The sequence below is a fragment of the Halogeometricum borinquense DSM 11551 genome, assembly GCF_000172995.2.
Taxonomy (GTDB): Archaea; Halobacteriota; Halobacteria; order Halobacteriales; family Haloferacaceae; genus Halogeometricum; species Halogeometricum borinquense.
Window position 1 is genome coordinate 1024438 of the sequence record NC_014729.1, and the last position, 23914, is coordinate 1048351.

Below are 23914 nucleotides of genomic sequence, written 5' to 3' on the forward strand. Positions count from 1 at the left end.
ACGAATATCGGCTCCTAAGTGTACTGTTCTCCGTTACATTTGACGTTTGATGGATTCTCGGTCCGAAAGGGCTTTTAGCGCGAAAGTGAGAGTGCGAGTCAATGACACGAGAAACATGGGCAACACGGGCAGGGTTCATCCTCGCCGCTGTCGGAAGCGCGGTTGGTCTCGGGAACATCTGGCGGTTCCCGTGGATCACGGCTGAAAACGGCGGCAGTGCGTTCTTGGCGGTCTACCTCGGCATCGTCCTCCTTGTCGGCGTTCCGGGCCTCCTCGGGATGTTCGTCATCGGTCGCCGGGCGAAACGAAATCCGGTCGGTGCGCTTCGGTCGCTGTCGGGATCGAATCGGTGGGGGTTCGCGGGCGGGTTTCTTATCTTCAGTTCGCTTGTACTCATCTCCTTTTACAGCGTCGTCGGCGGTTGGATTCTGCGCTACTTCGGTGAGAGCGTTGTCGGTCTCGTCACCGGTAACGTACGGTACTTCGCTAATCCCGGTGCAGCGTTCGGTGCGGCCTCCGCCGGACTGGATGCCGTAGCGTTCCACCTCGTTTTCCTCGCACTCGCTGCGGTCATCATCGTCGCGGGCATCCGCGGCGGCATCGAAATCGCCACGAAGTGGATGATGCCCGCCATCTTCACGCTCCTCGTCGGTCTCGGTATCTGGGCCTCCACGCAGTCGGGCGCGGCCGAAGCCTACGCGTTCTACCTCCGGTTCGACGTTTCGACGCTACAGAACAACTTCTTCGGCCTCCTCGGACCCGCCGCCGGGCAGGCACTCTTTACGCTTTCTTTGGGCGTCGGAACGATGATAACGTACGCTTCCTATCTCGACGAGGACCGGTCACTCCCCTTCGACGGAGCCACTATCGCCGTCTTGAACACCATCGTCGGCGTTCTCGCAGGACTGGTCGTCTTCCCGCTCCTGTTCACGCTCGGCATCGAACCCGGTCAGACGGGCACCGGTGCAGGTGCGTTGTTCGTTGGACTCGCCGGTGCGTTCGCTCAACTGCCGGGTGGCACGCTCGTCGCTACCGCCTTCTTCGCCGTCGTCGCCCTCGCGGCGCTCTCGTCGGCGATCAGCATCCTCGAAATCTCCGTTTCGTTCCTCGTAGATGAGTACGGTCTGGCGCGCCGTCGGGCCGCGGGCCTTGTCGGCGGACTCGTCGCCGTTACCGGGTCCGTCTGCGCGCTCGAACCCAGCGTCTTCGGCTTCGTCGCGGGAACGCTCGTTGACATCCTCCTCACTGTCGGACTCGCGGTCTGTCTCGTCTTCGTCGGTTGGGTGATGGGCCGCGATGCCATCACGGAGTTCCGCAACGGCGCGGGATCCCTCGGACAGACTATCGCCACGCCGTGGCTGTTCGGCGTCGGCGTCCTCCTCCCCATCTTCCTCGTCTTTACCCTCCTGACGACGTTCGGCGTTGACGGGAAAATCGGCTTTTGGCCCACTGTCGTCGCCGCTGTCGCCGTCGCTATCGCCGCGTTCGTGAGTCTCCGGAGCGAACGCTCGGTCGTCTGAACGGTCCGCTCGGAGGTCCGTCACAACGACTTCGAAAACAATCCGGTGCAGTGGTTGCTGACGTGCGTGGACGGTCCGCGTGACCTGGCCGCGCCAGCGACTCATCGCGGCGTCTCAGGCGTCTACATTCCCCGACTGGACAGCGAACTTACAGTCGTGCTCGGCATCTCGACGGGATACTTTCCGTAACAGCACCCCCAAAACTGCCACCGCTGCCGTTCCCTGCATACGTCGAACGTCGAACCCTCCTTTGTCGTATTGCGGAAACCCTTTTGCACATCGAACGGACGTTCGTGATAATGAACGCAGGTGGTCCGACGTGACGATGGAGGACCGTATTGACGAACTCCGAGAAAAGCGCGAGCGCGCGCTGAAAGGCGGCGGAGAAGACCGAATCGAGTCCCAGCACGAGAAGGGGAAGATGACCGCCAGAGAGCGTATCGACTACTTCCTCGACGACGGGACGTTCAACGAGTTCGATCAGTTCCGAACGCACCGCAATCACAAGTTCGGAATGGAAGAAAAGCAACTGCCCGGCGACGGCGTCGTCACCGGGTACGGCGAAGTCGATGGAAGAAAAACGTTCGTCTTCGCACACGACTTCACTGTCTTCGGTGGCTCCCTCGGCGAGGTGTTCGCCGAGAAAGTGTCGAAGGTGATGGACAAGGCCGTCGAAGTCGGCGCACCGATCATCGGCCTGAACGACTCCGCGGGTGCCCGCATCCAAGAGGGCGTCCAGTCGCTCGGCGGGTTCGGTGAAATCTTCAGACGAAACACCGAAGCCTCCGGCGTCGTTCCGCAGATTTCGGCAATCATGGGACCGTGTGCCGGCGGAGCCGTCTACTCTCCCGCGATCACGGACTTCACGTTCATGGTGAAGGACACGAGTCACATGTTCATCACCGGACCGGACGTCATCAAGACCGTCACCGGTGAAGAAGTGACGTTCGAGGAACTCGGCGGTGCGACGACGCACGCCTCCACATCCGGCGTGGCGCATTTCGCGTGCGAGTCGGAGGAAGAGGCGCTCGATCAGATCCGACTGCTCCTGTCGTACCTGCCGCCGAACAACGTCGAGGACCCGCCGCGCGTCGAACCGTGGGACGACCCCGAACGCGCTGACGAGTCGCTGAACACAGTCGTCCCCGACGAACCGCGGAAACCCTACGACGCTCACGACGTGATCGACGGCGTCCTCGACGAGGGGTCGTTCTTTGGCGTCCACGAGCAGTTCGCAAAGAACATCGTCGTCGGTTTCGGCCGCCTTGACGGCCACTCAGTCGGCGTCGTCGCCAACCAACCGCGTGTCAACGCCGGGACGCTCGACATCGAAGCCTCGGAGAAAGCGGCACGGTTCGTCCGCTTCTGTGACTCGTTCAACATCCCCATCGTGACGTTCGTGGACGTGCCGGGATTCCTGCCGGGAACCGACCAAGAACACGAGGGCATCATCCGCCACGGCGCGAAGCTACTGTACGCCTATTCCGAGGCGACGGTTCCGCTTCTGACGGTCATTACGCGGAAAGCCTACGGCGGTGCGTACGACGTGATGGCGTCGAAACATCTCGGCGCGGACGTGAACTACGCGTGGCCGACGGCCGAAATCGCAGTGATGGGTCCGCAAGGTGCGGTAAACATCCTCTACAGCGACGAACTCGACGCGGCCGACGACCCCGAGGCCCGCCGCGACGAACTCATCGAGGAGTACCGCGAAGAGTTTGCGAACCCGTACACGGCCGCGGATAGAGGGTTCGTGGACGCCGTCATCGAACCGACGGAGACACGCGCGCGCCTCGTCGAGGACCTGGAGATGCTCCGCTCGAAGCGGAAATCGCTGCCCGACAAGAAGCACGGAAACATTCCGATATGAGCCGCGTGGACGACGTGAACCTCTCCATCCCGACGGCGGCCGACGAGGACGAAGCCGCGGCCATCGCCGCCGCCGTCGCCGCGCACCTCCGCGACCAACAGGTCGCCGCGGCCGCTGCGGAGGATGAGACCGACTCGTGGGACGGCGAACGCTGGTCGTTTGCCGGTCGGATGCGAGCCGTATCCGGATGCGCCGCGCGTATTCCAGATGGCGCGCCGCGCGACGGATGGGCTGCTGCCGGGCGCACAGACCGGTTCTAAACGGTCCATCGGTTCGCGCCGCGACCGGAGCGTTTGCTTCGGTCCGTAGTGACGGCGACCTTATGGTTTCGCACGGCTAATACCTGCGTGTATGCCCGAAGAAACACTGTTCAAATCCGAAAGCAAGCAGAGCCGTGCCGAAATCGCAACGTACCTACGGACCGTCGCGGACGCCCTCGAATCGGGCGATTCGATGACGCTCTCTGCGGGTGAGAAATCCGTAACGATGGAGCCGCCGTCGAATCTGACGTTCGAGGTGAAAGCCGAACGCGAGGGGCCGACAGACGCTCCCGGCGAACTGAGCGTCGAGTTCGAGCTAGAGTGGGACGAGGACAGCGGCGACGGCGGCGGAGACTCGTCGTTAGAGATTTCGTAGGTCGCGTCTCCGGCGCTGCCGCTCCCGTTTAATTCGAGTCAAGAAGTCGTTCGGCCGTCTTATGCCGTCTGGCTGGAGCCGCCTTTCTTTCGCGTGATGTAGCCCGCGATGCGGTTGCGCACGCCCTTGGATTCGACGTTTGTGAGTTTGCTCACGCTCTCTTTGTTCGTCTCGAAGTCCGTGTTGAACGCCTGCGGGTACTTGTCCAGCAGCACTTTCCCGAGTTGCTTGACGTACTTGGGTTTGATAGCCATGCGTAAGCGTATCCACAGAACGCACTAAAACGATTCGTTCCGCCCCGGTCGAGGAGAGAGCGTGTCACGGCCACTATATGACTAGTTCGAGTCACTCAGGCTACTCGAACGCTCTGGCACCACAGCTACTCGATCCGTTCCGCCATCCAGACTACTCGATCCGCTCGCGCCATCCCGACACCTCGTCGATAGTGTCGAACGCCTCCTTCTCTGCCGCGCCGCCGCATTTCTCCACGGTCTCCGCGAAATACTGCAGTCGGGACAGGAGTTCGTCGGTGTCGTACGCGGGCACGTCGAGACGCGAGGCGGCCACTGTGGCGTCGATTACGGCCGCGAACCCGCGGTTGATGGTCGGAATCGCCTTCGAGACGACGGTACTGTCGTGCGGGCGGAGTTCCCACTTCTCCCACCGCGTCCCGCCGCGCTCACCGCCGTCGATGCGCGTTACCTCGACTTCGACCCACGCGTGCGCGGCGTCGAGAACAGGGTCGTCCTCCTCACGGATCGTCATCGCCGCCGAGACGAACTCGCGGGGATCCGAGACGAACTGGATGACCCCGCCACCCCGCCGGTGGAAGTTCCGCCGCGTCCGGGTGTTTCCCCACGTTTTCGCGGTTACCACGCCCGTCGCCTTGTCGGGCGCGTGCAACCCGAGCGCGGCGACGTTCCAGCGGTCGTTCGGGCCGCGCGTCGTCACCACAGACTCCGTGACGCCGCGGAGCGAGACGGGCCATCCGTCGGGAGAGCCTGCTTGTTCACCGTTGCCGCCCTCTCCACGCCCTGTCACACTGATACCCCCCGTTCGAGGGCGACGAACGTCGCCGCGCAGACGATATCGGCGGTCGTTCCCGGATTGATTCCCTCATCGACAAAGGCCGCCGCGAGTTCGGCTACCTTCTCTGGATCGCCGCGGGCCGCGTCCGCCCGACGCCGGACCTCGGCGGCCACCTCGGGACCGTGATTCGTCCGGACGAGCGTATCTTCGCCCTCCGCGAGGAGGTCTACGAACGCGCGGGCTACGCGGTCCGGTACGGGACCGTCGTCCGCGAGAATCGTCTCCGCGGCGTCGAACGTCCGCGAGAAACCGCCCGTCCACTCCTCGGCGTTGCCGTCGCCCTCGCTTGCCGCCATCACGTCGTATAGCGTCGTCTCCCGGTCGCGGAGGGCTGGAATCGCGTCCGACCCGCGGCGTACGTCGAGATCAGCGAGATCTTCCGGCGGATCAGCGACGGCCACGGCAACGTGTTCGAACGCGCGGTAGAAGTCGGCGGCATCGGCGACGGTCGTCGATTCGACGACCTCGGTGACGCCGTCCGGCGAGAGGGTTCCTGCGGCTGCGGCCCGGACGAGCGGGACGAGGAGGAGCAGACAGCCGAACTGCGTGTTGCCGCCCGACTGGTGGCTCATTCCCTCGATGGCGCGCTCGAAGGCGACCCCGACAGGTGCGCCTGACGCCGCGCGTCGGAGGCCTCGGTTGGCTCCGACAGCCCCCGCGAGGAAGTGCTCAAATCGGAGCTCATCGAGGTCGCGTTCTCGGTCAACGTTGCCCGGTTTCGGCGTTCCGGTAACTTCGAGAAGCAGAGCGAGTTGGGCGTTTTCGGCCGGCGTGCGCGGTGTCGAACGCTCGACCGTCACGGCCCCACCTCCGAGATTTCTCCGCTTGCCCCCGTCTCGTCATCGAACCAATCGTCAACCGCCGCGCGGACGCGCCGCAGGACGCGCGGATCGGTGCTGGGTCGGCCGACGCTGACGGCATCCGCGCCGTAGCCGAGGTACTCGCGGACGCTCGCTTCCCCGCGGACCTCGTTGTTGGCGACGACGAAGAGAGAGGAGTCGGAAACGTCGGCGATGACTTCTTCGGAGTCCATCGCATCGACGTGGAGTATCGACGCGCCCGCGTCAGCGACTCGGTCTGCGGTCGTTTCGAGGGAGACACCCTCGATTTCGGCGCGGACTTTCACGCTCACCGTCGCGCCCTCGTCTGCGGCGGCGGCGACGTACTCACAGAGTCTGTCAGTGTCGCGGAGAAGCGTCTCTCCGCATCCGACAGCGCACAGTTCGTCCTGTCGGCAGTGCGCGTTCACTTCGAGGATTGCGTTGCGGTCGGCACAGATGCGGGCCGCACGGCGAACTGGGCCGACGGTCGCGCTTCGGACGTTCATCGCAGCGTCGATGTCGGCGTCCGCGAGAGTGTCGAGTTCGCTTGCGACGAAAGCGAACGGGTCCTCGGGCAGGAACTCGTTCCGGTCGCGCGCGACGAGTTCGCGGGCCGCTTTCCTGCTCCGGTCGTCCAGACTGATGCCACCGAGAAACGCCATCCCGGCGTGCGATTCGGCTTGTCGCGCCCACGCGGCGTCGGCCTCGCCACTGAGACTCGCCAGTGCGACGCGCGGGTCGAACATCACGACACCTCCGCGAGCGCCGACTCGACGGCGCGGGCGACGCGTGCGGCGTCCGCCGGGCCGTCGATCTTCGTATCTGTCCGAACGACCGGCCGATCCAACGCGGTGCCGTCCTCCGTATCGAGAACGAACGCGTCCGCGAACGGGTACGCCTCGGCGACGCCCGCAGTGGACGGGTCGTAGCCGACGCCAGCCATCAGGTCCGCCGCCGGGCCGGAGAACACCGTGTCTTCGACGAACGGCGAGACGGCGACGACGGGAGTTCGGTCGAGGGCGTCGCGGAAGGCGTCCATCGAAAGCATCGGTCCGAGACTCGTCACCGGGTTCGATGGGCCGATAACGACGGGATCAGAAAGCGCAGTCAGCACCGCGTCGGTCGGTTCGGCGTCGTCGGCCCCGCGGAACTCCACGTCCTCGACTGCGGGTTCGGCGCGGCGGTGGACCCAGTACTCCTGAAAGTGCATCGCACCCGCCTCAGTGTGAACGATGGACGCGACCGGATCGTCCGACATCGGGAGCAGTTCGATATCGAGGTCGAAAGCGTCCGCGAGTGTGCGCGTCACCTCAGTGAGCGTGTATCCCTCGTCGATGAGAGACGTGCGCGTGACGTGAACCGCCCTATCCTTGTCGCCAATCTCCATGAACTCGGCAACGCCGGAAAAGCGTCGCCACCGGGAGATTTCCCGGCCCCCCGTCTGTGCGTCGTCCGAAAGGTAGCGCGGCCCGCCGTCGAATCCGGCGGCCTCCGCGAGACGGTGGAGTTCGTCGTCCGTCGTCGTCGTGTCGTCCTCGATTCCCCACCAGCGGTCGGTGTCGAGGACGCCGCCACCGTGAAACAGAACGGTGTCCACGTCGGGGCAGACGAGATGCCCGCCGAGTTCGACGTCGTCGCCCGTGTTGGCGACGACTGTCGTCTCCGACGGACCAAACACCTCGCTCGACCCGTCGAGCAACTTCGGGGTTCCTGTTCCCCCGGCGAGAAACGTGACCATTGAACGGGAGTTGTCCGCCGGACGGTTTGTATCTGACTCTGTTGGCGATGTCTTCCGGTCTTTGTCACTTCGGGACTCCCGATTCCAGTCCTACATCGGTAAATAGCCAGTTTGAGTCCGTAGCATCCTCCGGACGTGGAAGCGACACAGAACGACGACGCCGCTGTCGGAATCTGTGGTGAGTGCGTCCACCATTTGTTGTAAAATAAACACCCTGATAATAATGTTGTTTGGATAACAGTTTGCTGGTTGGTGTAAATTGAATAACATATGGGTGGTCGCTTCGATTGTCGTTCCATGAAAGAAGAGAATACCCGGTCGAGACGATCCGTCCTCCGAACTAGTGGTGCCGCACTCGTAGCCGCAACGTCGGGTCTTGCTGCCATGGGCACTGCTTCCGCTCACTCAGAAGACTACTTTGGAGAAGGGCAGCGAGTCGTTGTTACTGAAGAAGACGCACCAGCCTGGTTCGACGGTAAACCCTGTGAGACGGAGACAGATTTCGGTCTGAACAAGGGTGTGATGGCAACCTGCCAGAATGACCAGCAGAGTCTCAGTTGCGCTGACTTCGTCAAGATTGGCGGACACGACCTCCATGATGATGTATGGGTACACGTCGGCGACATAAGACACGACAACATACCGAATACCAGTTCCCCAAAACAGAGCGACAGCGGCGTGAACTAAATCGGTGACTGCCGGCAGACCGGTCTGCTCGCACGGTCTGCACTGGTCCCCCATTCTCTCTTTACGATACCGCTTGATACGCTGGCGAGCGTTGCTTAAACTGCTAATTCGGGTCTGGTCGGCTTCTGCTAAATCTCCAAGATTCGGACTGCAAGGCTGTCTACTTGTTTTTCGACCCTCGAAATTGAAGGGCAACTGCACTACTCAGCAAATCTGCGCTGCATATCCGAAACGCCAAATACCCGACACCACACTCCCAGTCTAATGACCGCCGTCAAGGACAGCGTCCACGACTACATCTCGCTTGACCCGCTCGCGCAAGACCTCGTTGATACCCCGGAGTTCCAACGACTCCGGCACATCAAACAGCTCTCGACCGTTCGGCTGGTCTACCCGTCCGCGAACCACACTCGATTCGAACACTCCTTGGGCGTCTACCACCTCGCTTCCCGTGCTCTCGACTATCTCGATATCGGCGGTGACCGGGCGCGACACGTCCGCGCCGCCGCCCTCCTCCACGACATTGGACACGGCCCGTACGGTCACCAGACCGAGGAGGTCATCCGCCGCCGGACCGGCGCGCATCACGACGAAATCGGCCATCTCTTGGACGAGACGGATGTCGCCGCAGTTCTCGTCGCTCACGACCTCAACCCCGACCGAATCGCCGCTCTCGTCCGCGGCGACGGCGAACTCGGCCAGTTGGTTTCGGGCGAGTTAGACGTAGACCGGATGGACTATCTCGTACGCGACGCCCACCACACGGGGGTTCCCTACGGCACAATCGACACTGGTCGTCTCGTCCGCGAACTGCGCTACCGCGACGGCGAGTTAGTCCTCGCGGACGGAAACGTTCAGACCGCCGAATCGCTCCTCCTCGCACGCGCGCTGATGAACGGAACGGTGTACCGCCACCACGTGTCCCGCATCGCGGGCGCGATGCTCGAACGCGCTTCCGAACGACTGCTGGATACCGGCGAGGTCGGCATCGATGAGTTCCGGCGGATGGCAGACCACGACCTTCTCGTCTCTCTCAGCGAACACGTCCCCGACCTCGGCCGTCGAATCGAACGCCGCGACCTGTACAAGCGAGCGGTGTGGGCACCCCTCGCCAGCGTCCCTGCCAGCGTTGTCGAGATGGATTACGCGGAAACCCGCTCTGCGGCGCGCGAAATCGCCGACAAGGCGGGCGTCGAACCGGACGAAGTTCTCGTAGACGTTCCCTCACGGCCCAGTTTCAAAGAGTCGCGGACGCGCGTCATCGTCAACGGTGTCGTCCAGCGACTAGAAGAGGCCTCAGAACTTGTGGCGGGACTCCGCGCCGCCGAACGAACGCAGTGGCGAATCGGGGTGTATGCTCCGGCAGAGGCGGCCGACGACGTGCGTGACGCCGCCGCCGACGTACTCGGACTCGCCGAGGTTCGCGTCGGCCTCGCGGAGTAACCCTCGATTCGCGCCCCCGACGGTTTTTAAGCGAAGACGGACCACACTCCGGTATGGCGACGATCAAGGACAGCGTCCACGACCACATCGAGGTCGAGGGCGTTGCCGAAGCCCTCCTCGACACAGAAGAGGTCCAGCGACTCCGACACATCAAGCAGTTGGGGACGGTGCAGTTGGTCTACCCGTCCGCGAATCACACGCGCTTCGAGCACTCGTTGGGCGTCTACCATCTCGCCTCCCGCGCGCTTACGCACCTCGGGATCGAGGGCGTGCAGGCGGAGCGAATCCGCGCGGCCGCCCTGCTTCACGACGTCGGCCACGGCCCGTACAGCCACAACATCGAGAGCGTCACGTACCGGTACACCGGCAAGTACCACGACGACGTTCACGAACTCATCGCAGAGGGATCGGTCGGTCAGGTCCTCCGCGACAACGATTTAGACCCGAACCGAATCGCTGATCTCGTCGCCGGCGAGGGGAAGTACGGCCAACTGGTCTCTGGCGAATTGGACGTTGACCGAATGGACTACCTCGTGCGTGATGCCCACCACACGGGTGTCCCATACGGCACCATCGACCACGAACGCCTGATTCGGGAACTCACGTTCGTCGATGGCGAGTTGGTCCTCGACGAGGGGAACGTCCAGACGGCCGAGTCGCTCCTCCTCGCTCGCGCACTGATGAATCCGACCGTCTACCAACACCACGTCGCCCGTATCTCGAAGGCGATGCTTCGGCAGGCGACCGAACGACTCCTCGACCAACCCGATTTGACGGCTGCTGAACTCCGACGGATGGACGATCACGACCTGTTGGCGGCCCTGCGGATGACGCCCGAGACGAAGCCGTTCGCGGATCGCCTCGACAGCCGAGACCTGTTCAAGCGCGCCGTCTGGGCCGAGATGGACGCCGTTCCCGACGACGTGATCGACGCCGACCACACGACGTACCGGGACTTCGAGTCGCGCATCGCAGCGCGTGCCGATATCGACCCCGAGTCGGTCATCGTGGACGTTCCATCGCGGCCGTCGATGACCGAATCGACCTCTCGCGTGATGGTCAGCGGAGAAATTCGTCGCCTCGGTAAGCAGTCGCCGCTGGTGTCGGCGCTGCGGACGGCTCAGAAACAGCAGTGGCGCTTCGGCGTCTACGCGCCCGCAGACGAGACGGATGCCGTTGGCCGCGCGGCCGTCGAAGAGATGGGACTGGACATCGACGACGCTCTCATCTCAGACGTGCGTCACGGCGTCCACACGACGCTGGACGAGTTCGCCGAGTGAGGTAGATGAGATGAGATGAGATGAGATGAGATCCGCGGCCGGAAGTCTGCGACCGGAACCGACACATTCCGGCATCTGGGGTCGGGAGTTTGAAGCACCCGCCGCAGGGACTGTCAGTCATGATTGTCGAGGGGACCATCCTCACAGGACGTGACTTCGAGCCCGTTCAGGGCCGCGTCGTCGTCGAGGACGGCGAGATAACGGCCATCGAGGAGGCGGACGTGGACAACTCGAACGTTATCCTCCCGGCGTTCGTCAACGCGCACACGCATATCGGCGACTCCATCGCCAAGGAGGCCGGTGCCGGACTATCGTTGGATGAACTAGTTGCACCGCCGGACGGCCTGAAGCACCGGCTGCTCCGCGCAGCGAGCCACGCAGCGAAGGTCGAGGCAATGCGCCGGTCACTTCGGCTGATGCAATCGACCGGAACGGCCACCTGTCTCGAGTTCCGCGAGGGTGGCGTCGATGGCGTCGAAGCCATCCGCGAGGCCGCCGATGAACTCGCTATCGACCCGGTTGTCCTCGGCCGCGAGACGGCGGCGGCGATGCGAGAATCCGATGGGTTCGGTGCGTCGGGCGCACGTGATTCCGAGTTCGGTGACCTCCGTGCAGAGACGCGAGAGGCGGGGAAACTGTTCGGCATCCACGCAGGCGAACGTGACCCACACGACGTTGATCCCGCGCTCGACCTCGACCCCGAATTCGTAGTTCACATGGTTCACCCCGAACCCGAACACCTCGACCGAATCGAGGCCGAGGACGTTCCAATCGTCGTCTGCCCGCGCTCGAATCTCGTCACCGGCGTCGGCGTCCCGCCCGTCCGCGACCTCTTGGACCGCACCACCGTCGCGCTGGGGACGGATAACGTGATGCTCAACTCGCCGTCGATGTTCCGCGAGATGGAGTTCGTCTCGAAACTGACCGACGCGTCGGCGACGGAAATTCTCCGAATGGCGACGCTCAACGGCGCGGAGATAGCGGGCCTGAACTACGGTGTTATCGAACCCGACCGCGAAGCGAAACTGCTGATCCTCGATGGCGACTCGGATAACCTCGCTGGCGCACAAGACCTCGTTCGCGCCGTCGTCCGCCGCGCTGGACAGGCGGACGTGAAAGACGTCCTTCTCTGAGGCGACTCAGCCTCGGTTTCGTTTCGCAACGATAGTCGTGAATAGTATTAAGAGCGTGAGTAAACTACCTTGCGGTAAGTTACCAATGATGTATCAGCGTATTCTCGTTCCGACTGACGGGTCGCCGGGGTCCGAACGCGTCCTCGAACACGCCGTCGAACTCGCGTCGGTCCACGGTGCGACCGTTCACGCGCTGTACGTCATCAACAGCGGAAGCTTCGCCGGGCTTCCGATGGAATCTTCGTGGGAAGGGCTCGATGAGATGCTCCACGAGGATGCCGAGGCAGCGATAGCGGACGTTCGGGCAATCGCAGAGCGCTCGAACGTCCAAGTCGAGACATCCATCGTGGAGGGGACACCCAGTCGAGAGATCGTTCGCCTCGCAGAGCGCGGTGGCTGTGACCTCATCGTGATGGGAACGCACGGGCGCGGTGGTATCGACAGACTCCTCCTCGGGAGCGTCGCCGAGAAAGTCGTCCGCGCGTCGAAGGTTCCGGTTCTCACGGTTCGCGTTGGCGAGGAAGACACGGAGAGCGAAAACGAAACTGAGGCGGAATCGAAGGCTAACTCCGAAACCAACTCCGATGTGGGGTCGGACGGTGAGACGGAGACGGGAGTCGGTGCAGACTAGTTCTCAGCGTCCGCAGGACGGAGATGCTCGCAGTCGCCCGCGTGAACGACGCGTTCGCCGTCTTCAGTTTGAATGACGAGCGCGCCGGGCACCTGTACGTCAACGGCTTCGCCTTCTACGACGCCGCTCTGTGTCTCGACGCGAACGTACTGTCCCAACGTCGCCGCGTAGTCACGCCACGCCGACAGGATGGCGTCCGGATCGTCGGTCAACTCGTCGAACGTCTCTAAGATACGCTGGACGAACACCCGTCGGTCCACATCGCCCGCTTCGTCACGGACGCTCGTCGCACCCGGCGGGAGCGTGTCCGAATCGACATTTGCGTTGACGCCGATGCCGACGACGACCCACGACACGCGGTCGGCCTCGCCCTCCATCTCGGTGAGGATTCCGGCGAGTTTGCGGCCGCCGCGGTCAGTGTCGTCGTCGGAGACGACCAGCACATCGTTCGGCCACTTTATCGATGCGTCCACACCCGCCTCGCGCGCCGCACGCGTGACAGCGACGGCGGCCGCGAGCGTGTACAGCGGTGCGTGCGCCGGTGGAATTTCGGGGCGGAGGACGAGGCTCATCCAGACGCCGCCTTCGGGCGCGGTCCACTCACGTTTGAGGCGACCTCGACTGCCGGTCTGTTCGGCGGCGATAACGACCACATCAGATGCGTCCGCCGCGGCGAGTTCGCGCCCGCGGTCGTTGGTACTCCCGATTTCGTCGTGAAACTCGATCTCGAAGGAGGCGTCGAGACCGAACTCGACCGCCGCCGCGCCGTACTCGGGCACACCGGTCACGCGGTAACCGTCGTTCCCGCTTTCGATCTCGAAGCCATCCTCGCGGAGGGCTTCCACCTGTTTCCAGATGGCGGCGCGGGAGACGCCGAGTCGGTCTGCGAGTTCCGGTCCGGGTATGGGGCCGTCGTCGAAGGCGCGGAGGAGGGCGCGTCGCGTCTCGTTCATATCGGAGGTCTGTCCGAGGAAGGCAAGAAATGCGCGGTTCTGCACGCAAGACCGAAGTCGTCGGGCGACGAGACTGAGATGATGCCCTCCGAGAAAGAAAAGATGCTTGCCGGGGACCGCTACGACCCGACAGATCCGACGCTGGCAGAGGAACGACTCGCCGCTCGACGACTGACGCGCGAGTACAACGCCACATGGGAAGGAGAGGACGAGCGCCGCGAGGCCATCCTTCGGGAGTTACTCGGCTCCGTCGGTGAGAACCCGGAGATCGAACCACCGTTCAACTGCGACTACGGCTACAACATCCACGTCGGTGACGATTTCTTCGCCAACTTCGACTGCGTGATACTCGATGTCTGCCGCGTGGAGTTCGGAGACGACTGTATGCTCGCACCGGGTGTCCACGTCTACACCGCGACACATCCGCTGGATGCCGCAGAACGCACCTCGGGCAAGGAGTACGGCAAACCTGTCACTGTCGGCGACCGCGTGTGGATCGGCGGAAACGCCGTTCTCAACCCCGGCGTAACCGTCGGCGACGATAGCGTGGTTGCTTCGGGTGCCGTCGTCACCGAGGACGTGCCGAGCGAAGTCGTCGTGCAGGGGAACCCTGCGAAAATCGTCAAAGAACTGTAGCGGATACGTTCGGAGTGAGACGACCTCTCCGAACGGAGTACCGCGGCTGCGCGTCTATTCGAGGACGACCAGCACGTCGCCCATATCGACGCTATCGCCTTCGCCGACGAGGATCTGCGAGACGGTGCCGCCGCGTTCGGCGACCACGTCGTTCTCCATCTTCATCGCTTCGAGGACGCACACCACATCGCCGGAGGCGACTTCGTCGCCCTCCTCGACATCGACGGAGAGGATAGTACCTTGCATCTCGGCGGCGATCTGTTCGCCGTCGCCTTCGATGACGACTTCCTCTTCTTCGTCGGACTCGGCAACGTCGGGGCGGGACCGCGTGGAACCACTACTGCCGCCCGCGGGAGTCGGAATCGCGGGTGCGCCGCGTTCTTCGAGGCTGACCTCGAAGCGCTTGCCGTTCACTTCGACGGTGAAGTCACGTTCTGTGACCTCTTCTTCCTCGTCGTCGCCGGATTCGGCAAGCCCCCACTTCTCGACGGCCTGTTCGATGCGCGAGGTGTCCAGTTCTTCGTCAAGGTACTTCGTCGTGTGTTCGCCCGCCCGGAACGTCTCGTCGGTGAGCATCAGTCGGTGGAACGGGATGATGGTGTGGAAGCCATCGATGTCGAACTCTTCGAGGGCGCGTTCGGAGCGGATAATACATTCCTCTCTGTCGCCCGCGGTGACGATGAGTTTCGCGATCATCGAGTCGTAGTCCGTCACCAAGTCGTCACCCTGTCGGAGCGCATCGTCCATGCGGACGCCGATACCGCCCGGCGGATCGTACGTCTCCAGTGTGCCGCCAGTCGCCGGGGCGAAGTCGTTTGCGGCGTTTTCGGCGTTGATGCGGAACTCCATCGAGTGGCCGTCGATCTCCACGTCGTCCTGCGAGAAGGCCAGTTCCTCGCCGGCGGCGACGCGTAGTTGCCATTTCACCACGTCGATTCCGGTCACCTGCTCGGTGACGGTGTGTTCGACCTGAATCCGGGTGTTGACCTCCATGAAGTAGAACTCGCCGTCCTCGACGAGGAACTCCACCGTCCCGGCGTTCGTGTAGTCTGCGGCATCGACACCGCGGCGGGCCGCCTCGCCGATGCGTTCGCGCAGGTCGTCGTCAAGTGCGGGCGAGGGGGCCTCCTCGATGACCTTCTGGTGGCGGCGCTGGAGGGAACAGTCACGCTCACCGAGATGCCGGACGTTGCCGTGTTTGTCGGCGAGAATCTGGACTTCGATGTGTCGCGGCGCTTCGAGGTACTTTTCGACGTAGACGGAGGCGTTGTCGAAGTACGCCTCACCCTCACGCTGTGCGGTTTCGAGTTGGTCTTCGACTTCGTCCTCGTTGTGGACGACTTTCAGACCGCGGCCGCCACCGCCACCTTCGGCCTTGATCGCGACGGGGTAGCCGTACTCGTCCGCAATTTCCTTTACCTCCTCGGCAGACTCGACGGGTTCAGTCGTCCCCGGAACGACCGGCACGTCGGCTTTCTGCATCAGGGCGCGTGCTTTCGTCTTCTCACCGAGACGTTCCATGGCGGCGGCGGAGGGACCGACCCACGTCATCTCCGACTCCTCGACTTTGGCGGCGAACTCGGCGTTCTCCGCGAGGAAGCCGTATCCGGGGTGGACGGCGTCGGCACCGGCCTTCTCGCCCGCTTCGATGACTGCTTCGTGGTCCAGATAAGAGTCTGCGGCGCGGGCAGGACCAATGTTGTACGCCTCGTCGGCGTACCGCACGTGTCCGGAGTGCTTGTCAGCATCGCTGTAGACGGCGACGGTTCGAATGCCCAATTCCTTGCATGCCCGCATTACGCGGACAGCAATTTCACCGCGATTGGCGACGAGAACCTTACTGAACATTTACCGAGTTATACCCGAAGACGGCACCTCATTCTATCGGTTCCGAAACGCGTGATAGGTTCGACAGATGTCGAATAGTAGAATCGGACGACTGGACGAACGTCCCGCCGACGTTCTCGAACGCCGAATAATGTGAACATTCGTTAAATACGACCCGAATCCAAACGGCCTTATGGGTGTGCCACGGAAAAACACGGCAATGACAGTACAAGTCGGTATCCTCGGCGCGACCGGTGCGGTCGGACAGCGATTCATTCAGCTCCTCGACGGACACCCGACCTTCGAGCTCGCGGCGTTGACCGCGAGCGAAGCGAGCGCGGGCAAGACGTACGCGGAAGCGGCCAAGTGGCGCGTCAATACGCCCATTCCGGACGACGTGGCCGAGATGAAGGTCACCGCGACGACGCCCGAAGCGGTCCCGAACGACGTTGACTTGCTGTTCTCCTCGTTACCCTCTGGCGTCGCCACCGAAATCGAACCCGAGTTCCTCCACGAGGGCTACGTCGTCTCCTCGAACTCATCGAACGACCGGATGGCCCCTGACGTTCCGCTGACCATCCCCGAAATCAACCCCGGTCATCTGGACCTCATCGAGGTTCAGCGTGACGAGCGCGGCTGGGACGGCGCGCTCGTGAAGAACCCGAACTGTTCGACCATCACGATGGTGCCGACGCTGGCCGCCCTCGACCAGTTCGGTCTCGAATCGGTTCACGTCTCTACGCTGCAAGCCGTCTCCGGTGCGGGCTACTCCGGCGTCACGTCGATGGAAATTATCGACAACGCCATCCCGCATATCGGTGGCGAGGAGAACAAGATGGAGACCGAATCCCGCAAACTCCTCGGGGAGTTCGATGGCACGGACGTGAGCCTCCACGAGATGGATGTCGCCGCCTCCTGCAACCGCATCCCGACGCTCGACGGGCACTTGGAGAACGTGTTCGCCGAGACGGCAGAAGACGTGACGCCTGATGAGGCGGCCGAAGCGATGCGCGAGTACTCCGGCGTTGACCTTCACAGCGCACCCGACCAACTCATCCACGTCTTCGAAGATCCCGCGCGACCGCAACCCCGTCTGGACCGCGAACGCGGCGACGGGATGCAGATCTGCGCGGGCGGCCTTCACGAGACGGCGAACGGCCTGAAGTACAACTGCCTCGCACACAACACGATTCGCGGCGCGGCCGGTGCCTCTCTCCTCAACGGCGAACTGCTCGTCGAAGAGGGCTGGGTGTAGGTTAGACGACCTGATTCTGCAGTTCCTCCTCGCCTGCCGACAACCGCTCGACGTTCTCAGCGACGATGTCGGCCATTCGTTCCCAGTACTTCGGCGTGTGGCCGGAGTTGTGAGGCGTGATGAGAACGTTGTCGAAGGTCCACAGTTCGTGGTCGTCCGGCAGGGGCTCGGGGTCGGTCACGTCGAGGGCCGCACCGCGGATATCGTTGGTTCGGATAGCATCGAGAAGTGCGTCTGTGTCCACGATGGGACCGCGACCGACGTTGACGAGGACGGCTTCGGGGGGCATCGACCGGAAGGCATCCGCGTCGATGAGTCCCCGCGTTGTCTCGGTGAGCGGACAAGCGACGACGACGTAATCCGACCGCGCGAGAGCGTCGTAGAAGGCTGCTTTGTCCTCGAATCCGACTACCTCGTCCGTCGGGCCACCTTTCTCGGGCGTGTATCGGACGCCGATAGTTTCCACGCCGAACGGGTCGAGACGCTCTACGGTAGCTTTCCCAATCGCGCCGAGACCGAGAATCGCCACCGTCGAGCCCTGTAGTTCGTACGTCGGGTACGACCGCCACTCGTTGTGTTCGTTTCGTCGCCACGCGACGTGGAACCGCCGGGTGAAAGAGAGAATGCTTCCGATGACCTGTTCTGCGATGTTGGGACCGTGAACCCCCGCGGCGTTTGTGACGGCGATGTCGTGTTCCTCGAACGCCTCCAGCGGAAGATGTCCGGTTCCGGCGAAGACGCAGGCGAACAGGTCGAGATGCTCCGCGTGGGCGAGTGTGTTCTCGTCCAGCGTGAATCCGGTGGCGACGGAAGCACGTTTCAGCAGTTCGCGCTCCTCAACGGGCGTCCGTGCGAGGGCAACGGTCTGCTCCGGCAGTCGGTCTCGAAGCGTCTCCACGTATTCCTCGGCCGGCAGTCCGTGAATCTTCTGTCGAAGCACCGCAACGTCCGGCGACTCGTGTGAACGCATTGTCCTCACGTTTCGAAAACGGCTACAAAGGTCCACCACATCCGACAACGAGTTCCGGTTCGCTTCGTCGGCCGCGATTCAGCGCCATGATCGGCCGGAGGGCTGGACGGTCGTTCTACTGTGAACACGGAGTGTTCGTCCGCGAACGCTTGACAGTCTCATCCCGTCACCAGTTCAGGGGGTTTAATACCGAACCGACGAAGGTGTAGCGACATGGAGCGATTCGACGTTGCAGTCGTCGGTGGCGGCCCCGCCGGGTCGGCCGCCGCACACGCCGCCGCGGAGTCGGGTGCATCGGCGGTGGTGTTGGAGAAAGGGGTACCGCGGGCGGACCGCCCCGACCGCCTCGGTCCCGACTCGACGGACGCCGCGGGGATTCTCGACTACTGGGTGGATATCATGGATATCCATCCCGACGAGATGCCCGACGACGTCGTCCTTTCGACGTTAGACCGGGCGGAGTTCATCGGCCCCAACGAGTCACTTATCCTCCGGGAGACCGGCTTTGACACTTCCTACGACCACTTCGGATTTTGCATGCACCGCGCGCGGTTCGACGACTTCCTCCGTAACCGCGCCGAGACGGCAGGTGCAGAGTACCGCGTGAACGTCTCCGTCCGCGACGTTGAGTCGGACCGCGACGGGTCGCCGCGGCACACCGTCCGCCTCGCCTCCGGTGAGGATATCGAGGCCGATTTCGTCGTCCTCGCTGATGGCCCGCAGCGACAAGTGACTAACAAGGTACTGGACCGGTTCCTCCCGTTCGACATCACCGACCGACTGGCGACGACGAAGGTGAACCACATCGCCTACCAAGAACACCGTCGCCTGCCCGAAGCGGTCGCCCGCGATGTCGAGGGTGCCATCAAGTTCTGGTGGGGATACATGCCCGGTCACACCGCTTACCCGTGGATCTTCCCGAACGACGACAACGTGGCTCGTATCGGCCTGACGATGCCCATCGGGATGGACCTCTCGGATATCGAGGCGCGCGAGAAGTACGAACTCCTCCGCGAGAGCGACGAGCGGATTCCGAACGGGAAAGAGTACATCCGACGCTTGCTCGAACAGGAGTACGGCGACGAGTACGATATCGAGGCGGACTTCCCCATCGTTGAGGGCCGAGGCAAATCGAAGGGGACGGAAACGTACGCTATCTCCTCGACACGGCCCATCGACTCCCCGACTGACGTGGGGATCGCCGTCACCGGCGGTGCGATGGGTGCCACCTCGGCGTTCCACGAGGGCGGCGACCACGTCGCCGTTCGGACCGGTGCCATCGCAGGCGAACTCGCCGCTTCCGGCGACCTCTCGACGTACAACGACCGCTGGAAAGCTGCCATCGGCGACGAAGTGCGCCGAAACGTCGCCTTCGCGGATGTCGTCCGCGGCTACGGTCCCGACGACTGGGACCGCGGCTTCGCCGCCGCACGGAAGATGATGGAAAGTTCCTCGGACAAACTGTTCGACCTGAACATGGGTACCGTCCGTGCGGGCCTGTCGGTCGGACGCGTGGCCACGCAGTACAAGAAAGCGAAGTACAAGTCCCGCAGCGACAAGTACGTCCAGTTGTCCGAAGACGAGTACGCGTACGCCGATTCGTAAGCCGACAGCGGTCTGTGACGAGTCGGAACCGCCTTTATCGTGGACGCGCTACGTCCTTCTGCACACCATTAGTCCCCGCCCGAGTGATCCCACTACGGGAGCGATGAACTGGCGGAGAACCCAGGTGTGCGACATCACGGAAGTCCGCGCCGCAAAGACGGGCCGCCTGACACGAGGGTTTCCCGGCCGACACGGCACGCCGCCACGGGATGACGCCGGTCGTTAGTGTCTCGGGCGACATTTCTGTATAAAACGCGTGAGCTACGAGTCGGACTCGGGTGCTCGAACGGTCAGTACGGGAATCGGCGACGTGCGAACGAGATAATCAGTGACGCTGCCTAGCAGATATCGGTCAAAGCCCGTTCGCCCGTGAGTGCCGACGACGACGAGGTCGATATCCTGTTCTTCGATATACGTGAGAATCGTTTGATGAATCGATGGTCCGTATTCGACCGCTTTCGAGGTTGGTTCCACGCCGGCGTCTGCCGCGAACGCCGCAGCGTCGTCAATCAGTTGCTGGGCGCTTTCCTCCAGCATCTCCATCTGAACATCCACACGGACATCGACTCCCAGCGCTGCGATGGCAATAGCGGAGAGAAGATGCAGTTCGGCTCCCTCGGCGTCTGCAACAGCAACGCCGACGGAGAGCGCTTGATTCGCACAGTTGCTCCCGTCGGTCGGAACGAGTACGTCCTGATACGGGTAGGTGATCGTCCCGTCGTCGTCGGGTCGAATCGTGAGTACGGGAACGTTTGCTCGACGGACAACTCGCTCGGTCGTGCTGCCGATCAGAAATCGTTCAAGCCCTTGCCGCCCGTGTGTTGGCATGACGACGAGATCGATCTCATGCGTTTCACTGTAGTCGATGATCTCGCGGTACGGTTCTCCCGACGTTACCTCTGTGACGGTGTCTACATCACGTTGCTGGGCGTTATTTTCTGCCTCGCGAACAGTTCTCTCACCCTCCTGTACGAGTGTCTCAACATCGTCGTCCTGTCTCCGCAGGACGCTACTCTGTGTCGTATCTGCGACGTTGAGGAGATGTACTGTCGCGTTGTGACGGACTGCGAGATCTAAGACGTGATCGAAAGCGACCACTGCCCCGTTACTGCCGTCTGTGGGAAAGAGAATCTGTTCGAACATGGCCTCAATGACGGTCCGAAGACAGAAAAAACGGGAGTGGACTGGAATCTCGTTGGCTGACTGGAATGAACTGTGCAATTGCTATCCCGGGACTACGCAAGCGCTTTCATCCCGCACGTGGACACGTTCAAGTCCGCCATCAAATCGGCAGACTCGGATCTGCAGAGTTGCGGTGTGATCGTCCTCGGAAACGTCGGCATCGAACAGCTACAACGACAGGACGAGTTCATAGACGTAGCGTCACCGAGCCAAAACTCCGTTTTCTGGCTGACGGATAGTGAGCGACAGCAAACGCCGATCACTCGACTGCTCGGCGTTTCACGAACGTCTCGAACAGGGGTGTGTGGCGGACGACCGCGTTTCGTACGCTGCGCAGCGTTGGTGATTCGAGAAACGTCGCGGCGGCCTCGAAACGCGCCTCGCGCTTGACGCGCCGTACGTCGTCGCGGCGGCGACGCTCGAACCGGTCGAAGGCCGACGACAGGTCGCCGGGACGAGCGGTCGAGAGTTCCTGTGCGAGAACGCGCATCCTGCAACGCGAGTGATGCACCCATTCCGGAGATCGGGTGAACGGCGTGAGCGGCGTCACCGATGAGGACCACGCGGTCGCCGTGCCATCGCTCGCAGGCTACGTCTCGAATTCGGTCGAAGAACGGGTCATCGTCGGTGGCATCGAGGAGGCTCGGCAGTTTCCATCCGATTCGCTCGGCGTGTGTCCGCAGTACATCGCGCGCCGGAGTCTCCGGTAGCGCGTCGAGTCGGGCCGCGAGGTTGAATCCGACCCGGTCGCCGACGCGTGCGACGAATCCCTCGCTTCCGGGTCCCCAGACGCTGACCATCTCCGACCCGATGTCGGTGTCCTGTTCGGTCCACAGCGACCAGACGTAGGTGTCGAACTCCCGTTTCGTCCAGTCGTCGAAGCACAGTCGTCGGACGGCCGAATGGACGCCGTCGGCACCCACGACGAGGTCGAACTGCTCGGTCGTGCCGTCGTCGAACGCGACGGTGACACCATCGCGCTGTTCTTCGATACGTTCGGGCGTCGTTCCCATCCGAATCCAGTCGTCGGGAACCGTCTCTCGGAGGGCGGCGTGCAAATCAGCCCGATGGATGACTAACAGGAGCGTTTTCGTCGCGGGGATCGACACGTGCGAGAGGACGCCTCCGTCGCTCGCCCGAACCGCGAAGCTGTCGGGATCAGTCGCACGCCGTCGGACCGCCGCTGCGCGGTCGAGTTCTTCGAGGACGGTGATGCCGTCACGCCAGAGTCCGAGCCCATATCCAGTCGTCCGCCACTCGGGGGCTTGTTCGACGACAGTCGGTTCGCGGCCTTGCCGCCGTAGGTAGTTCGCCAGCGTCAGTCCAGCTAAACCGCCGCCGACGATCAGTACGTCGGGATGGGACCGTCGCATAGTTCAGACGAACCGTTCGTTCGACAAAAGTGTCAGTGGGTGGTCCCGTATCCACCCGTTCCGGGCGAGCGAACGTCCAACCGTTTTCGGTGACGACGACGGTCAACCGTCGTTCGTCGGCGTCCCGAGTCGCCCCAGAGAAGGTGCCGACTTAGAGATCAGCGACGTCTTCGATAGCGTCGGTCAGGGCTTCGATGCTCGCTACGTCGTGTTCGCCCATGTGCCCGATGCGGAACGTCTTCTCACCGAGTGCCGACCCGTAGCCGTTCGAGAAGACCATGTCGTACTTCGCAGAGACTTCCTCGATGGTTGCAGCCACGTCGATTCCGCGCGTGTTCTCGATACAACTCACCGTCTGGGACTCGTACCCGTCTTCGGGGAACATATCGAAGTGGTTGCGCGCCCACTCGCGGGTGTACTCGGCCATCTCTCGGTGACGCCGACTGCGTTCCTCGTGGCTCTCTTCGAGCATGTGTTTCATCTGCTTGCGGTAGGCCAGCATGATGGGAATCGCCGGCGTCGAGTGAGTCTGACCCTTCCGGTCGTAGTAGTCGAGCGAGCGCTGGAATCCGCCGTACCACGACGCCGAGTCCGTCTCCAGTTCGCGTTCATAGGCGTCGTTGCTGACGGCGCAGACGGCCACGCCCGGCGGCATGGCGAACGCCTTCTGCGACGATGCGAAGATGACATCGATGTTGTGTTCGTCGATATCGACGTAGTCGCCACCCAGCGACGACACCGCGTCAACGACGAAGTAGGTGTCCGGATATTCGGCGATCACGTCGCCGATCTCCTCGATGGGATTCCGGACGCCGGTCGAACTCTCGTTCATCACGCAGGCGACGACATCGTAGTGCTTGTCGCTGCGCTCCAGCGCCTCGCGCACGTCTTCGGGTTTGACGGCCTGTCCCCAGTCGTATTCGAGTCGATCAACGTTCTTGCCCAAGCGTTCGGCCACGTTGGCGTGGCGCTCGCTGAAACTCCCACAGGTCGCCACGAGGATGTTTTCGTCTACGAGATTGAGCGTAGACGCCTCCCAGAACTCCGTCCCCGATGCCGTGAGGATAATCACGTCGTTGTCGGTTCCGAGGAACTCCTTCGTGTCCTCGACGATGGTCGTGTACAGGTCGGTCATCCGGTCCATCCGGTGACCGAACATCGGTTCGCACATCGCCTCGATCACGTCCTCGCGCACCTCGGTCGGACCCGGGATATACAGTTTCTTGTCCGGATAGTCGTCTTTGTATTCGCGTTTCTCGGTCACA

At 62.8% G+C, this 23914-nt stretch carries 22 protein-coding genes; 11 read left to right on the forward strand and 11 right to left on the reverse strand.

Features of this window, described 5'->3' with window-relative positions; genetic code table 11:
• The first annotated feature begins 101 nt into the window (after positions 1-101).
• From HBOR_RS05325 to HBOR_RS05340, 4 genes are all read left to right on the forward strand, one after another.
• A complete protein-coding gene (locus tag HBOR_RS05325) occupies positions 102-1520 on the forward strand; it encodes a sodium-dependent transporter (protein WP_006053917.1) in 1419 nt (472 codons plus the stop codon).
• A gap of 325 nt (positions 1521-1845) precedes the next feature.
• Positions 1846-3390 carry an acyl-CoA carboxylase subunit beta gene (locus HBOR_RS05330; RefSeq protein WP_006053919.1) on the forward strand — a complete coding sequence of 515 codons (1545 nt, stop codon included), beginning with the start codon at positions 1846-1848 and terminating at the stop codon, positions 3388-3390.
• Positions 3387-3650: a hypothetical protein gene (locus tag HBOR_RS05335; RefSeq protein ID WP_006053920.1), complete on the forward strand. Its 264-nt coding sequence runs from the start codon at positions 3387-3389 to the stop codon at positions 3648-3650. The genes HBOR_RS05330 and HBOR_RS05335 overlap by 4 nt, the downstream gene beginning before the upstream one ends.
• A gap of 91 nt (positions 3651-3741) precedes the next feature.
• Positions 3742-4026, forward strand: a complete 285-nt coding sequence (locus HBOR_RS05340) for an amphi-Trp domain-containing protein (protein WP_006053921.1) — start codon at positions 3742-3744, stop codon at positions 4024-4026.
• A gap of 59 nt (positions 4027-4085) precedes the next feature.
• Here HBOR_RS05340 and HBOR_RS05345 read toward each other — a convergent pair whose 3' ends face one another.
• The 5 genes from HBOR_RS05345 to cofD form a co-directional block, all read right to left on the reverse strand.
• Positions 4086-4280, reverse strand: a complete 195-nt coding sequence (locus HBOR_RS05345; protein ID WP_006053922.1) for a 30S ribosomal protein S17e — start codon at positions 4278-4280, stop codon at positions 4086-4088.
• Positions 4281-4431: 151 nt separating this feature from the next.
• Positions 4432-5067, reverse strand: coding sequence for a DUF447 domain-containing protein (locus HBOR_RS05350; RefSeq protein ID WP_006053923.1), 636 nt, complete (start codon positions 5065-5067; stop codon positions 4432-4434).
• Positions 5064-5915, reverse strand: a complete 852-nt coding sequence (locus HBOR_RS05355) for a triphosphoribosyl-dephospho-CoA synthase (protein WP_006053924.1) — start codon at positions 5913-5915, stop codon at positions 5064-5066. Before HBOR_RS05355 ends, HBOR_RS05350 begins: the two co-directional genes overlap by 4 nt.
• Positions 5912-6682, reverse strand: coding sequence for a tRNA-dihydrouridine synthase (locus HBOR_RS05360; RefSeq protein ID WP_006053925.1), 771 nt, complete (start codon positions 6680-6682; stop codon positions 5912-5914). The genes HBOR_RS05355 and HBOR_RS05360 overlap by 4 nt, the downstream gene beginning before the upstream one ends.
• Positions 6682-7674 (reverse strand): 2-phospho-L-lactate transferase, encoded by a 993-nt coding sequence (cofD, locus tag HBOR_RS05365; RefSeq protein WP_006053926.1) that lies wholly within the window; start codon positions 7672-7674, stop codon positions 6682-6684. The genes HBOR_RS05360 and cofD overlap by 1 nt, the downstream gene beginning before the upstream one ends.
• A gap of 951 nt (positions 7675-8625) precedes the next feature.
• Here cofD and HBOR_RS05375 point away from each other — a divergent pair.
• From HBOR_RS05375 to HBOR_RS05390, 4 genes are all read left to right on the forward strand, one after another.
• Positions 8626-9804, forward strand: a complete 1179-nt coding sequence (locus tag HBOR_RS05375; protein ID WP_006053928.1) for an HD domain-containing protein — start codon at positions 8626-8628, stop codon at positions 9802-9804.
• A 53-nt stretch (positions 9805-9857) separates the two neighbouring features.
• Positions 9858-11084, forward strand: coding sequence for an HD domain-containing protein (locus HBOR_RS05380; protein WP_006053929.1), 1227 nt, complete (start codon positions 9858-9860; stop codon positions 11082-11084).
• Positions 11085-11203: 119 nt separating this feature from the next.
• The gene (locus HBOR_RS05385) at positions 11204-12217 is read left to right on the forward strand and encodes an amidohydrolase family protein (protein WP_006053930.1); all 1014 of its coding nucleotides are present in this window, start codon (positions 11204-11206) and stop codon (positions 12215-12217) included.
• A gap of 85 nt (positions 12218-12302) precedes the next feature.
• Positions 12303-12848 (forward strand): universal stress protein, encoded by a 546-nt coding sequence (locus HBOR_RS05390; RefSeq protein ID WP_006053931.1) that lies wholly within the window; start codon positions 12303-12305, stop codon positions 12846-12848.
• Here HBOR_RS05390 and HBOR_RS05395 read toward each other — a convergent pair.
• Positions 12845-13801 carry a biotin--[acetyl-CoA-carboxylase] ligase gene (locus HBOR_RS05395; RefSeq protein WP_013440529.1) on the reverse strand — a complete coding sequence of 319 codons (957 nt, stop codon included), beginning with the start codon at positions 13799-13801 and terminating at the stop codon, positions 12845-12847. The two genes, HBOR_RS05390 and HBOR_RS05395, sit on opposite strands and share 4 nt — an antisense overlap.
• A gap of 81 nt (positions 13802-13882) precedes the next feature.
• Here HBOR_RS05395 and HBOR_RS05400 point away from each other — a divergent pair, with 81 nt between their 5' ends.
• The gene (locus tag HBOR_RS05400; RefSeq protein ID WP_006053933.1) at positions 13883-14437 is read left to right on the forward strand and encodes a sugar O-acetyltransferase; all 555 of its coding nucleotides are present in this window, start codon (positions 13883-13885) and stop codon (positions 14435-14437) included.
• A gap of 54 nt (positions 14438-14491) precedes the next feature.
• Here the strand turns inward: HBOR_RS05400 and pccA are convergent, their stop codons facing one another.
• Positions 14492-16285 (reverse strand): propionyl-CoA carboxylase biotin carboxylase/biotin-carboxyl carrier subunit, encoded by a 1794-nt coding sequence (gene pccA, locus HBOR_RS05405; protein WP_006053934.1) that lies wholly within the window; start codon positions 16283-16285, stop codon positions 14492-14494.
• Between the two features lie 199 nt (positions 16286-16484).
• On the opposite strand from pccA, the gene asd reads away from it, so the two are divergent.
• Complete coding sequence (asd, locus tag HBOR_RS05410) at positions 16485-17519, forward strand: aspartate-semialdehyde dehydrogenase (RefSeq protein WP_006053935.1); 1035 nt, start codon at positions 16485-16487, stop codon at positions 17517-17519.
• Position 17520: 1 nt separating this feature from the next.
• Here the strand turns inward: asd and HBOR_RS05415 are convergent, their stop codons facing one another.
• On the reverse strand, positions 17521-18489 hold the full coding sequence (locus HBOR_RS05415) for a D-2-hydroxyacid dehydrogenase (protein WP_006053936.1): 969 nt from the start codon (positions 18487-18489) through the stop codon (positions 17521-17523).
• A 213-nt stretch (positions 18490-18702) separates the two neighbouring features.
• Here HBOR_RS05415 and HBOR_RS05420 point away from each other — a divergent pair, with 213 nt between their 5' ends.
• Positions 18703-20094 (forward strand): NAD(P)/FAD-dependent oxidoreductase, encoded by a 1392-nt coding sequence (locus HBOR_RS05420; protein WP_006053937.1) that lies wholly within the window; start codon positions 18703-18705, stop codon positions 20092-20094.
• Positions 20095-20355: 261 nt separating this feature from the next.
• Here HBOR_RS05420 and HBOR_RS05425 read toward each other — a convergent pair whose 3' ends face one another.
• From HBOR_RS05425 to HBOR_RS05435, 3 genes are all read right to left on the reverse strand, one after another.
• Entirely contained in the window at positions 20356-21237 is an 882-nt protein-coding gene (locus HBOR_RS05425; protein ID WP_006053938.1) for a universal stress protein, read from the reverse strand.
• A gap of 92 nt (positions 21238-21329) precedes the next feature.
• The gene (locus HBOR_RS05430) at positions 21330-22649 is read right to left on the reverse strand and encodes an FAD-dependent oxidoreductase (protein WP_006053939.1); all 1320 of its coding nucleotides are present in this window, start codon (positions 22647-22649) and stop codon (positions 21330-21332) included.
• A 151-nt stretch (positions 22650-22800) separates the two neighbouring features.
• On the reverse strand, positions 22801-23913 hold the full coding sequence (locus HBOR_RS05435) for a pyridoxal-phosphate-dependent aminotransferase family protein (RefSeq protein ID WP_006053940.1): 1113 nt from the start codon (positions 23911-23913) through the stop codon (positions 22801-22803).
• Between the last annotated feature and the right edge of the window lies 1 nt (position 23914).